Source organism: Chitinophaga sp. W2I13, assembly GCF_050434005.1.
Classification (GTDB): domain Bacteria; phylum Bacteroidota; class Bacteroidia; order Chitinophagales; family Chitinophagaceae; genus Chitinophaga.
In genome coordinates, this window is sequence record NZ_JBNPWD010000001.1 from 2,854,489 (window position 1) to 2,866,494 (window position 12,006).

The window sequence follows — 12,006 nt, forward strand, 5'->3', positions numbered from 1 at the left end:
AAACCTGCCACGGTTGATCAGGCGAGTGTTTCGGCCAATACGGGTTTGAGGCGTGGTTTGATATGTTTCACATGTTCTGCAATGTGGCGTATATGATCGGGTGTAGTACCGCAGCAGCCACCTACTATGTTAACAAAGCCGGAGGCGGCAAAGTCTTCAATGATGCAGGCAGTATCTTCCGGTTCCTCATCATATTCCCCGAATGCATTCGGCAGGCCGGCGTTGGGGTAGCAGCTCACATAGCAGCTGGCTATGTTGGAAAGCTCCTCTACATAAGGGCGCATCTGCTGACCGCCTAAGGCACAGTTTAAACCGATGGAGAACGGGTTGGCATGCATCACGGAAATATAGAATGCTTCCAGGGTTTGCCCGCTGAGGGTTCTGCCGGAGGCATCTGTGATGGTACCCGAAATCATTACCGGGATCTCAGGTTTCCCTGTTTCGCGGTAGTATTTCTTGATGGCATAAATCGCTGCTTTGCAGTTCAGCGTATCAAAAATGGTTTCTATCAGGAGGATATCCACACCGCCTTCAGACAGGCCTCTTACCTGTTCTTCGTAAGCGGCGGCCACTTCATCGAAGTATACGGAGCGGAACCCGGGATTATTTACATCCGGCGACAGCGACAGCGTTTTGTTCATAGGGCCGATGGCGCCAGCCACAAAGCGGGGCTTATCAGGGTTTTTAGCGGTATACTCAGCAGTAGCTCTTTTGGCTATCTGTGCAGCGGCTACATTCAGCTCATAGGCCAGCGATTGCATGTCATAGTCGGCCATGGCAATAGAGGTGCTGCTGAAAGTATTGGTTTCAATAATATCAGCGCCTGCTTCCAGGTACTCCTTGTGAATGGCTTCAATAATTTGAGGCTGTGTAAGATTAAGGAGGTCGTTATTGCCTTTAAGATCACTGGGATAGTCAGCAAAGCGGGTGCCCCTGTAGTCGGATTCCTGGAGTTGATATCGCTGGATCATGGTGCCCATTGCACCATCGATGATAAGTATGCGCTCATTGGCGCAGTCTTGTAAAGATTTCATATTTATCAAGGCGTTTATTAGTTACAGTTAAGAAATGAACAGGGTCGAACAATAAACAAATCCACCCTGAACGAGTTCACAAATATAACCTTTTCCCAGCTATTTTATTGTTTTGTGATTTGCATGGATTCCCGGACCTGACCGGCTTTGATCCATCCTTTTTAAGCCTATATATCTTTGTAGATATGTATAGATTTTGTTTATACTTATAAATTTAATTTGGAAGTAGTCTACAAAGTCTACTATATTTGTAGGGTAATAGAAAGGTACAATGCAACAAAGTGATAGAAATATAGTGATTTACCCGGTTATGGCCACCCACCAGCCCTCCGCCCGCACTCATTGTAGTTGCCGTTGCCGCAATTAACAGATTCATCATTAGTTCTTCTCAAATATTTATTACAACAAAACTAACGTCAGTCATGACTATATCAGAACATATTCATACCCTTCATCAGCACCTGGCTAGCCTGGGATTGCAACCGGTACCACAGTCCGGCAACGGAAACCAGTCTGAAGTGTTTAAGGTATGCTTCTTGAATAAATATGAAATGCAGCGGTGGAAAGAGCTGCAACAACAACAGGAATCAGAAACCAATCATACAATATTTACAGACCATCCTTCAAAGGATGCTGTCTGACAACTTTTCATAACGTGGAATTACAGGTTAAACGAAGACGGGTGCTATTGAGCACCCGTATTTTTTATATAACCCCGAGAAGTTGTTTATTTGTTCTGTACATAGCTTTCCAGCGGTAACCGGTTACTGATAGACCTGGCCAGCGTCATTTCATCTGCATACTCCAGCTCACCCCCAAATGCAATACCACGGGCAATAGTGGTAATTTTTACCGGGAATTCTTTTAATTTTTTAGAGAGATAGTAAATGGTAGTATCCCCTTCAATAGTAGGGCTCACCGCCATGATCACTTCTTCTACACCCTGGTACTGAACTCTTTCCACCAGTGAATGAATATTCAACTGGTCCGGGCCAATACCGTCAATAGGAGAAATGATACCACCCAGTACATGATATAAACCATTGAACTGCTGTGTGTTTTCAATTGCCATCACATCACGGATGCTCTCCACTACGCATACTACCTGCTTTTGCCTGGAATGACTGCTGCAGATGCTGCATACTTCCGCATCAGATACGTTATGGCAAACCTTGCAAAACTGTATCTGTTGCCGCATCCGTGCTATCACATCGCCAAACTGTTCCACCTGGGCCGTCTCCTGCTTCAGCAGGTGCAGCACCAGCCGCAGGGCGGTTTTTTTACCGATGCCCGGCAGTTTGGCAAATTCATTTACCGCGTTTTCTATCAGCGCAGAGGAAAATATCATAGTGCAAAGTTAGGAATATTGGAGCGGAGGGAGCAGCACTGTTCCTTCCGCTGCGATTATTTAGATGCTGATCTTCTTGGGTACCGTCCAGTACGCCTTCAGATTTACTTTTTCAACATTGATGACCCGTTCCGGCTGCTTCTTAGGCTTGGTATAATAATTACCCCGGTCCCATTTGCCATTGCCATTGGTATCGAGCAACAGGCGGATTTCGTATTCACCGGGTGTAATAAACCGCTGGCTCCATTTACCGTTTACAATGGTGCCGGAATATTTAATGGTTTTATCCTGCACCAGTTGCACCACATAATTCATAGCGGTATCGTTGATGGCTTTTTTGGTACTATCGCTGATATTGAGTTCTGTAACCGTGAAAATGGCATAATCGGCCACCTTTTTGGTCCTGAAATTAAGCGTATCCGGCCTGGCCAGTTGCTGCCCCGCAGTATCTGTAGGCGCATCTTTAGGAATAATGAACCGGTACGGCGTACCTTCTTTCCAGGTATAACCGATGGTTAATTTGGTGCGTGTGGAATCCATTGTGCTGGTAAAGGTAACCGGGGTATAGGCGCTGTCTTCCGCAAGAATGGTCCTTGCACTGTCCAGGTTCCTCAATGGCAGCGAAAACGTGATCCTCAACGGCGCCGGCAATTCCTGCATCCCTCCGTCGAGCGTAGGGGTGGCCGTTAATTTAGGCAGCTTCTTCTTTTTCTTTTCTTCTTCTTCCTGTTCAAGCATCGACGAATCCACGGGCTCCGGTGGTGGCTTGATGGTACTATCAGCTTCCATAAACAACAGCAGGTTCACATCGGCCAGGTTGCTTTCAGTTAATACAACCGGCGCTTCCACGAAGGCAATCATTTCTGTAGGCTGATTATACTGCAGGTCGCGGTCTTCTTCTTTCAGTGCGAAAATTTTATAAGAACCGGGTGCAATGTTTTTAAAACGGAAGGAGCCATCCCCTTTGGTTTTGGCGTAATATACCGGCTTTTCCTTCGTCACAACGGAGTCGGTCAGATCGCGGTACAGCATAACAGCCACGTTACTGTCTACCCGGCCGTTTTCCGCATCTATCAGGTGACCGGACACCTGGAGGCTATCGAGATAATCGCCTGTAGACACCACATACTGGAAATCAGCGGCAATATTGCGTTCGTTGATATCCCGGATGGCATCTGCAAAATTGAACGTGTAGGTAGTATTGGGCTTCAGCGTATCCTTGATTTCCAGGGTTACTGTGTGCAGTTTGGCTGTTACAATCGGCGTGCGTTTCAGTGTTGGCGACACAATCAGCTTATCGTTCACATTATCCAGTTCCACATATTCATCAAAGATAAACGTCACTTTTTTGCTTTTAAAGTGAAGTGTAGAGTCGCCGGGAGTTGCCTGCAGCAATACAGGAGGCAAGCTGTCCCTCGGTCCGCCGCTGGGAGGCACAATGTTGGCACATCGCGTAAATGAAATGGAAACGAGTATGAACATCAGCCAGAAAATCCAGCCCCTGATATATTGATTCATGTACCTGATCGGATTAATCAGGCACAAACTTACGAACTCATTTCAAAGAATCACGAATTTGGCAGCTGCTTATGACCAGAACCATATTTTTTCCTTAATCTTATATATGGCAAGTATTTATTTGATGCAGCACACCCAGGTGATCCCGGCCCAGCCGGAGGAGGTTTGGGACTATTTTTCCAACCCCAATAACCTGGCGCATATTACGCCTCCCGCTATGCGGTTCACAGTAACTTCTCCGCCTTATACCGGGCAGGTATACCCGGGACAGATCATCACCTATTTTGTATCGCCGGTAGCGGGTATCCCGCTGGAGTGGATGACCGAAATCACCCATGTGGCCTACCTGGATTATTTTGTAGATGAGCAACGGGTGGGTCCCTACAGCATCTGGCACCATGAACATCATTTCCAGAAAGTGCCCGGTGGTGTGAAAATGACAGACCTGGTTCATTACCGGCTGCCTTTTGGCTGGCTGGGAAAGCTGGCCCACAGGCTGTTTGTAAGAAAACAGCTGGAAGACTTGTTCCGATACCGGTTTCAGGCCGTTGAAAAAATATTTGGCCCGCCTACTGCTGAGTAGTAATCGTTTTTGTTAAATGCTCACCACTGTAAAACTGGAAGGTGCTTTTGCCGGTTTTGGGAACGGCGCCCAGCCACAGGGGAACTGTACTGGCACTTCCCCTGCTGGGATTGGAAGTAGCCACGAAATGCAGTGCGGCATTATTGTTTACGTTGTCTGAGGTGGCAGATTCCAGTTGAATTTGTGTGCCATAGAATGTAGGCGGCATAGTGGCTGCCACTACGATATGGGTGCCAAAGTCGGGTTGATCGATGGTGTTGTTCATGGTTTTAGCCGCGCCAAACAGGCTGTCGAAAGAGGCCTGGTTATCAATGAGCCAGAAGGTAAGGCTGTCGTTTACTATAATGGTGTTTTTCAGGAAATAGCCGGAGATAGGTTTTACTTCGAGCTGGCTGTTGGGGTTTGCCTGTACATTTATGGAGGAATCACCGCCGGCGGCAGTGCTGTCGCTCCCCGTTTTTGTACCGCTGCTGGCGCAGGAAACAGCCGCCATTGTACAAACAGCAAGTACCATTAATTTAACATGCATGGGATATAGTTTTGATAATAACATTAATGGCCGGGAATAGTTGTACGGGAGATAGGAATGAGGAGAGTTATATTGCCTACAGAATGGTTCCCGGTACCGATCATCCATGCCGTCCGGGTTTTCTGTGTATAGCTGATGGTGGCGCGGTTGGTAACATCAGCGGGGCATTGGGCACCTGGTATTCCCAGCCCCTGGGCGGCTGGTAGCCGATCAGTTTATGAAAGAAGGTTTGGGTTTCTTTAGCGCCCGACCACGGCCCAGCACACCAAATACAAATTCCGGGTGGAAGCTGTACTTTTTTTCCGGGTTGTAGGAGGTAAGCCCGCGGGTGGCATACAAAGCGCCCGCATAAAGAATCTCTTCATAAAACCGGTATTAGTGTCAGAATACCTTGAATATCTCAAATGCGCTTCTTTCCAGCGCTTCGCGGTGATCCGGATGAGCAATACCAATGAGCGCCTGCGCCCTTTGCCGCAAATTTTTCCCCCGCAGATTGGCGATGCCGTATTCCGTGACTACATAATGTACATGCGCCCGGGTGGTAACCACGCTGGCGCCGGGTTGCAGCTGGGATACGATGCGGGAAATGCCTTTGGAGGTGGTAGACGGAATGGCAATAATGGGCTTGCCTCCTTCGGCGAGGGCCGCGCCGCGCATGAAATCCATTTGTCCCCCTACGCCGCTGTACTGCCTGAACCCAATAGAGTCGGCACAAACCTGTCCAAAGATATCTATTTCTATGGCGCTGTTGATCGCTGTTACCCTGGGGTTTTTGCGGATGATGGTGGGGTTATTCACGTATTCAACATCCATGAGCCGCATAATGAGATTGGTATCCATAAAATCGTATAGCCGCTGGCTTCCGATGGCAAAGCTGGAGATAAGCAGGCTGGGGTGTACGGCTTTATATTTACCGGTGATCACGCCGTTTTCCACGAGATCGATGATGCCATCAGAAAACATTTCCGTGTGGATGCCGAGATCTTTATGATCGGAGAGGCATTGCAAAACGGCGTTTGGAATACCGCCGATGCCCATTTGTAAAGTGGCGCGGTCCTCTATCAGGGAGGCCACGTGGCGGCCTATCTCCAATTCTGTGTGGGTGGATGGCCGGATGGTTTGGGCATAAATGGGGTAGTCTACTTCTACAGCGGCATCTATTTTTGAAATATGAATAACCCCATCGCCGAGTACGCGCGGCATGCGGCGATTTACTTCTGCGATGATGATTTTGGCGGTGTCCACGGCGGCTTTGGAAACGTCGCAGGAAACGCCCAGGGTGCAGTAGCCGTTTTTATCGGGTGGGGAAACAGAAATGAGCGCCACGTCTATGGGTTGTTCGCAGGTACGGAAATACCTTGGTATTTCGCTGAGGAACATGGGAACATAGTTGGCCCTGCCTTCATTTACCGCCTGCCGGATATTTTTTCCTACGAAGAAGGCGTCTATCTCAAATGCGTGTGCATGTTCCGGAGATGCGTAAGGCGCCTCCCATTCGGTATGTATGCTAACCAGCCGTACCTTTTTCAGTTCATGGCTGCGGGCGGTCATGGCGTTCACCAGCTCCCGCGGCGTAGCTGCCGCGGTGTGAATAAATACGGTTTGGCCGGACTGGATCAGTTGTGCGGCTGCTGTGATCGAAGTGTAGGACATACGGTGATTATTTTTTTCAAAATTATTGTGCGGGAAAAAGAATAAAAATGAGCGTTGTCATGTTGTAATTTAAACCTTGTTGCGCTGATAAGTGTCAAGCCCAAGGGGAATTGCCGTATCTGAGGCGCCTCTGCCGGGGCCATACCAGCTGGATTTGGGGCAGGAGTTATCCATTTTAGCTAACCATGTTGATAAATTCATATAGGTGTTATGACGTACACCTATTTTATTTCTATATATTAGCATTCTAAACCTGGTACACAATTTCTTTGCGGCGAGATTTGGCAAATATAAGTGAGCATATGCTCATTGAGCGGTTAATGATAGGGGATCCTGCGGCGAAAGAGCAGCTATATGACCGTTATGCCGGGGCCCTTTATAACATTGTATTACAGCTGGTACCAGTAAAAGAGCGAGCAAATGAAGTAATTGTAAAGGTATTTCTCTGGTCGTTCCAGCACATTGGAACATTCCGGACCTCGGGCCACCATACTTTATTTGCCTGGTTATTGCGCAAAACGAGAGAATTCGCCATCAAGGAGGCCCTGCCGGAAACCGCGTTAGCCGGCACGGAGCTGATGAAGCAGGAAGATGGCTTACTGCAGCAATTCTACCTGATGCTGCCGGCCGATCAACAACAGGTGTTCCGGCTTAGTTATTTTAAAGGATTATCAATCACAACGATAGCCCGTTTGCTGGCTTTGCCGGAGGGGCAGATAAATGAAATCCTGAAAGAGGCGATAAAGTCTTTCAGACAATTCTTAAAAAAGACTTGGAACTAAAATTTTACATAGAAAGCGGTATTATCGAGTCCTTCGTGTTGGGCCTGGCTTCTGAAGAGGAAGTAGAAGAGCTGCAGCACATGAGAAGGCTGTATCCGGAACTGGATACAGAAGTCGAATACGTTGAACGCCGCCTGGAAAGAGCCGCGTTTGATGAGCCCGCCATGCCGCCCGTGGAAATACGCGAACGGGTGCTGCAGAAGATCAGGTGGGAGGAGGGACATGCCTATTCAGATCCTTCTTCCAACTATACTTTTATCAACATCCAGCCAAAAGACGGCAGTCATATCACTGTTCACCGCTGGTGGAAGATCTTCTTTATTATCTTCTTTATCATGTCCAAGGTATTTCTTTTCCTGGCCATTTTTTATTACCTCAAGTATCGTATGTCGCAGGAGCAGCAGCGCAGCGACAACCTGCACCAGATGATCCGGCAGGAGCAAACGCAAAGCCACTTGTTATAATTTTCTATCCGGATTATCGTTATTTTAAAGATTTTACAATTTTGAGAATCCACCTGAAGTGGGTTTAACGTATCTATAGATATAGTATTTATTATTTATATTTCGTATCCGTTGGTTAAAGCGAAGGGTTTGAACATCAGTAACTATATAGAAAGCGGCATTATTGAGCGTTATCTGCTGGGACTTGCTTCTCCTGAACAGGAGGATGAGTTGCTGCACCTGCGCCGTATATACCCGTTGCTGGACCTGGAATTCACCGCCGCAGAACTGCGTATAGAAGATAAACTGATGGAAGAAGGCGCCTTACCCCCGGTAAAAATAAAAGCTGCCGTTTTGCAGCGGATTAAGCCGGATAAGGACTGGACAGACCGTTCCCGGAGCAGTTATAACCCTTATGAGTACACGAATTTTCGTCATACCTACATTCCCCTCGACTCTTTCTGGAATCGCCGGATCACGGTGAGCGTATGGTGGCGCTGCGCCTTTATTGCCCTCGCGGTAACCGCCATGGCCCTGGCAGCCAGCACCTGGCACTTCTACCACCGCGCCCAGAGGCTCGAAGAAATCCTGTTTAAGCTTAAAGTCCCTCCTGCAGCCTATCCCGCTCCTGTAACCCGTTAAGCGGGGATACTTTCATTTGGTACGTTTATTGCAAATGCTGAAATTGCCCCTGTATTCCGGCTGTTATAAAACCTTATCCGATAGCTGCGTGTTGAATACATTGGCATTTAAACACACAAACTAACTTCCCATGAGAAAATTTTCATTTGCAGCGTTATTAATGGCGATAGTTGCCGTTTTTGCATCTTCCTGCTCTCCCAAACAAGGTGTTACCCAAGACATTAATAAAGGCGCCGTAAAAGGTAACTGGGTTTTAACTGATATTAAATACGAAGGAATCCCTGAAAACGCCAAAGTAACTGTATTTGATGAAGCCAACGCCAAGTGCTTTATCGGTAGCCAGTGGATCCTTCCGGACAACTATGCCATGGGTTCCTACACGCTCACCTCAACAGATAATGGTTGCAGCGCAGTTACCCAGAAAATTGCCTGGTCGCTGACCAAAAGTGGCGGCGTAAGCATGTTCGGCTTCAAGAAACTGTACAGCGGCGATAAAGCAAAGAATGTAACCGAAGGTTACCGCATGGAAATTACCGGCGCGGGTAGCGTGATGACCTGGAGAGCGAACATCAGCTTCGAAAATAAAAGTGCAGCAATTATATATACCCTGCAACGTAAATAACCACTGTCACGCATCGTGTCAGCTCATTAAATGCAGCGGAGATCATGTTCTATGATCTCCGCTGTCTTTTTTTCAAAAGATGTATATTTAGATCATTAACCAGCAGTACTATGAGCACGCAACAGTCACAGATTCAGTTCCTGGCGCATGCAAGCTTCAGGATTACCACCCCCGAAGGTCATGTGATATTGATAGATCCCTGGTATACAAATAATCCTGCCCTGCCTCCCGGTTTAACAATTCCGGATAAGATAGACCTCATCCTTATCACACACGGGCACCGGGATCATCTCGACAGCAAAATGGTGGACATTATCCGTACCAGGTCGCCGAAAGTGATTGCCAATCCCATAGTGAGGTTTTATTTGCAGGAACAGGGCGTGCCCGATCATGCGTTTGAACCACTGAATGCCGGGGGTACCTTATCTGTAATGAATGTAAAAGTGACCATGACCAATGCCTTTCATTTTGCGCACATCAACCTGCCCGATGGTAAGATCGGTTATCCGCATGCCAGCAATGGATTTATTGTCTGGATGAGCGACGATATCTCTGTATATTATTCCGGAGACACGTCTGTGTTTGGCGATATGGAATTGATTGGGGAGATATATCAACCGGATATCGCCATTTTGCCTATCGGCGACCGTTTTACGATGGGCCCACTGGAAGCTGCATACGCAGCGCGTTTGCTGAAAGTAAAGCATTTGATCCCCTGTCATTACGGAACAATGCCCACCCTCACCGGTACGCCTGAGCAACTGCGGGCGCTGACAAAAGACTTGGACCGCTTACAGATCCATGAACTGAAACCAGGCGAAATACTGGATACCGCCATGGTGAAGGCCGGCAATCATTAGTGAACAATTATGCCTTAAATCCTGATATATGTTACCCCTCAATACCAACCGACTGTTCATACATCCCTGCCGTTTACCACTGCTTACGGAGATATTCCTGGGGCATCCGCATGCCCGGGAAACGCTGCAGGCAAATATCCCGGAAAGCTGGCCACAACCCGACCTGAAAGAACAATTACCTCATTTTATTGAATTGCTCCAGCACGACCCCAGGTCGTTTCCCTGGATGCTCTGGATCATCGTAAATAAAGAAGAAGGAACCGTGATCGGGGACATTGGGTTTAAAGGCCGGCCCGATAAAAACGGCGTGGTGGAAATCGGCTATACGCTGCTGCCTTCCTGGCGCAAAAAAGGTTATATGCGCGAAGCCGCCACCGCATTGGTGGAATGGGCTTTCCGGCAACCTCATGTGAAAAAGCTCATTGCTGAATGCGACGTTACCAACACGGCATCCATGAAGGTGCTGCAACACCTGGGGATGGAAGAAGTGAAATCGCCCGGGGAAATGCTGCACTGGCAACTATTGAATAAATAGCGTAGGTACATGGCCGTTACTCCACCATGTTCTGTTTTGCAAAACGGATGAAGAGCTGGCAGAGCTTATCCTGTAAGCCCTGGAGATAGGTGAAGTGAAGTTTTCTCACCAGTTTGAAATTCTTTACCGGTAATATCCTGAATTCGCCCAGTTCCAGTTCGCGCTGCACGGCCTGTGAGGAAATAAAGGCTGCACAGGGCGAATGATGCAGGTAGGATTTAATGCTTTCAGTACTACCCATATACATGGCTACGTTCAGATCGGTGATCTTTAATTTCAGGCGTTTCAGTTCCTCGGTGATCACTTCCAGCGTGCCGGAACCATGTTCCCTCATCAGCAGGGGAATAGTTTTAAGATCGGCCGGGCCAAGCGGTTCGCCATTGCCATACTGATGCTTCATATTGCCGACCAATATAATTTCATCTTTCGCAAACTCCACATATTTCAGTAAAGGATTTTTAGAGCTGCCTTCAATGATACCCAGCTGAATACTTTTTTCAAACAACGCCTGTTCAATCTGTTCTGTATTTCCGCTGGTGAGCGATGTTTTTACATCCGGGTACCGCTGGTTGAATTTGGCCAACAACGGCGGGATCAGGTATTGCGCAATGGTAGTGCTGGCGCCTATGGGCAGCAGGCCACCCTGCATGTGTTTCAGCTGGTTTACATCATACTCCAGGTTGCGGTAATCGGTAAAAATGATTTCTGCGTGATGCATTACCAGCACGCCGGTGCGGGTAAGTTTTATTTTATTCCCGATCCTTTCGAACAACGCCATGCCCAGTTGCTGCTCCAGTTCATGAATATGTTTGGTAACAGCCGGTTGTGAAATATATAATTCCTCTGCAGCTTTGGTGAAGCTGAGACGCTTGGCGACGGTGTGAAATACCCTGAGTCTGAAATCGAACATGCACTAAAAATACAAAAATACCTTACAACTCAGGCGGCGTAAAACCGAAGTGTTTATAAATACCCTGGCCGGCAGGGCTCCAATCCTTATTGACGATCCGCATAAAAGGTAAAAGGCTGCATGTTGAAAAATATAACTCAAAAAGAAAACCCTGCACAGTATTGACTGTGCAGGGCTTAAAGATTTATGATTCAGTAACAGGTAATGGTTATGCTTTTTTCTTACCTGCGCTTTTATTGTTTGATTTGTAGCGCATATCAGGCGTTCCGTCTTTCTTTGTTGGTCCTGCAGGAGCTGCGGCTGTTTTGTTTTCTTTATATCGTTTATCCGGTGTGCCGTCTTTTTTTGTTTTAGTAGTAGCGGCTGGAGCGGGAGTAGCAGGTGTTGCTTTCTCTGCTTTCTTTTCTGTTTTTGGTTTTGCTTCTTTTTTGGCGGTGGCGGGTGTTTGAGCCATTGCTAAGGTTAAACCCATGAACATGGCCAATAATCCGGTGAGGAACTTTTTCATATTAAATATGTTTTATGAAAATTAAGCTTTTCCCGGCAT

Annotated in this window: 16 protein-coding genes; 8 read left to right on the plus strand and 8 right to left on the minus strand. The window is 47.4% G+C overall.

Annotated elements, in window-relative coordinates:
* Positions 1–17: 17 nt before the first annotated feature.
* Positions 18–1,034 carry a homocysteine S-methyltransferase family protein gene (locus tag QFZ48_RS11655; RefSeq protein WP_429042850.1) on the minus strand — a complete coding sequence of 339 codons (1,017 nt, stop codon included), beginning with the start codon at positions 1,032–1,034 and terminating at the stop codon, positions 18–20.
* Between the two features lie 422 nt (positions 1,035–1,456).
* Between QFZ48_RS11655 and QFZ48_RS11660 the strand changes: the two genes are divergently transcribed.
* Positions 1,457–1,675: a hypothetical protein gene (locus tag QFZ48_RS11660; RefSeq protein ID WP_370908733.1), complete on the plus strand. Its 219-nt coding sequence runs from the start codon at positions 1,457–1,459 to the stop codon at positions 1,673–1,675.
* A gap of 86 nt (positions 1,676–1,761) precedes the next feature.
* Here the strand turns inward: QFZ48_RS11660 and recR are convergent, their stop codons facing one another.
* Positions 1,762–2,382, minus strand: a complete 621-nt coding sequence (gene recR / locus QFZ48_RS11665) for a recombination mediator RecR (protein ID WP_079471339.1) — start codon at positions 2,380–2,382, stop codon at positions 1,762–1,764.
* A gap of 60 nt (positions 2,383–2,442) precedes the next feature.
* A complete protein-coding gene (locus QFZ48_RS11670; protein WP_429042847.1) occupies positions 2,443–3,900 on the minus strand; it encodes an Ig-like domain-containing protein in 1,458 nt (485 codons plus the stop codon).
* Positions 3,901–4,006: 106 nt separating this feature from the next.
* Here QFZ48_RS11670 and QFZ48_RS11675 point away from each other — a divergent pair, with 106 nt between their 5' ends.
* Positions 4,007–4,483 carry an SRPBCC family protein gene (locus tag QFZ48_RS11675; RefSeq protein WP_429062366.1) on the plus strand — a complete coding sequence of 159 codons (477 nt, stop codon included), beginning with the start codon at positions 4,007–4,009 and terminating at the stop codon, positions 4,481–4,483.
* On the opposite strand, the gene QFZ48_RS11680 is transcribed toward QFZ48_RS11675, so the two are convergent.
* From QFZ48_RS11680 to QFZ48_RS11690, 3 genes are all read right to left on the minus strand, one after another.
* Positions 4,470–5,012, minus strand: coding sequence for a hypothetical protein (locus QFZ48_RS11680; RefSeq protein ID WP_429042840.1), 543 nt, complete (start codon positions 5,010–5,012; stop codon positions 4,470–4,472). The genes QFZ48_RS11675 and QFZ48_RS11680 overlap by 14 nt on opposite strands.
* A gap of 100 nt (positions 5,013–5,112) precedes the next feature.
* Entirely contained in the window at positions 5,113–5,289 is a 177-nt protein-coding gene (locus tag QFZ48_RS11685) for a lipid A-modifier LpxR family protein (RefSeq protein ID WP_429065490.1), read from the minus strand.
* Positions 5,290–5,393: 104 nt separating this feature from the next.
* Positions 5,394–6,665 (minus strand): acetyl-CoA hydrolase/transferase family protein, encoded by a 1,272-nt coding sequence (locus QFZ48_RS11690; protein ID WP_429062368.1) that lies wholly within the window; start codon positions 6,663–6,665, stop codon positions 5,394–5,396.
* Positions 6,666–6,946: 281 nt separating this feature from the next.
* On the opposite strand from QFZ48_RS11690, the gene QFZ48_RS11695 reads away from it, so the two are divergent.
* The 6 genes from QFZ48_RS11695 (at position 6,947) to QFZ48_RS11720 (ending at position 10,549) form a co-directional block, all read left to right on the plus strand.
* The gene (locus QFZ48_RS11695) at positions 6,947–7,447 is read left to right on the plus strand and encodes an RNA polymerase sigma factor (protein ID WP_370908726.1); all 501 of its coding nucleotides are present in this window, start codon (positions 6,947–6,949) and stop codon (positions 7,445–7,447) included.
* Positions 7,438–7,911, plus strand: coding sequence for a hypothetical protein (locus tag QFZ48_RS11700; RefSeq protein ID WP_370908725.1), 474 nt, complete (start codon positions 7,438–7,440; stop codon positions 7,909–7,911). Before QFZ48_RS11695 ends, QFZ48_RS11700 begins: the two co-directional genes overlap by 10 nt.
* A gap of 129 nt (positions 7,912–8,040) precedes the next feature.
* Entirely contained in the window at positions 8,041–8,532 is a 492-nt protein-coding gene (locus tag QFZ48_RS11705; RefSeq protein ID WP_429062369.1) for a hypothetical protein, read from the plus strand.
* 130 nt (positions 8,533–8,662) lie between these two features.
* Entirely contained in the window at positions 8,663–9,154 is a 492-nt protein-coding gene (locus tag QFZ48_RS11710) for a hypothetical protein (RefSeq protein WP_370908723.1), read from the plus strand.
* Positions 9,155–9,264: 110 nt separating this feature from the next.
* Positions 9,265–10,014, plus strand: a complete 750-nt coding sequence (locus QFZ48_RS11715) for a metal-dependent hydrolase (RefSeq protein ID WP_370908722.1) — start codon at positions 9,265–9,267, stop codon at positions 10,012–10,014.
* Positions 10,015–10,042: 28 nt separating this feature from the next.
* The gene (locus QFZ48_RS11720; RefSeq protein WP_429042830.1) at positions 10,043–10,549 is read left to right on the plus strand and encodes a GNAT family N-acetyltransferase; all 507 of its coding nucleotides are present in this window, start codon (positions 10,043–10,045) and stop codon (positions 10,547–10,549) included.
* Between the two features lie 16 nt (positions 10,550–10,565).
* On the opposite strand, the gene QFZ48_RS11725 is transcribed toward QFZ48_RS11720, so the two are convergent.
* Complete coding sequence (locus QFZ48_RS11725; RefSeq protein ID WP_370908720.1) at positions 10,566–11,459, minus strand: LysR substrate-binding domain-containing protein; 894 nt, start codon at positions 11,457–11,459, stop codon at positions 10,566–10,568.
* Between the two features lie 208 nt (positions 11,460–11,667).
* Positions 11,668–11,967: a hypothetical protein gene (locus QFZ48_RS11730; RefSeq protein ID WP_429062370.1), complete on the minus strand. Its 300-nt coding sequence runs from the start codon at positions 11,965–11,967 to the stop codon at positions 11,668–11,670.
* Positions 11,968–12,006 lie beyond the last annotated feature (39 nt).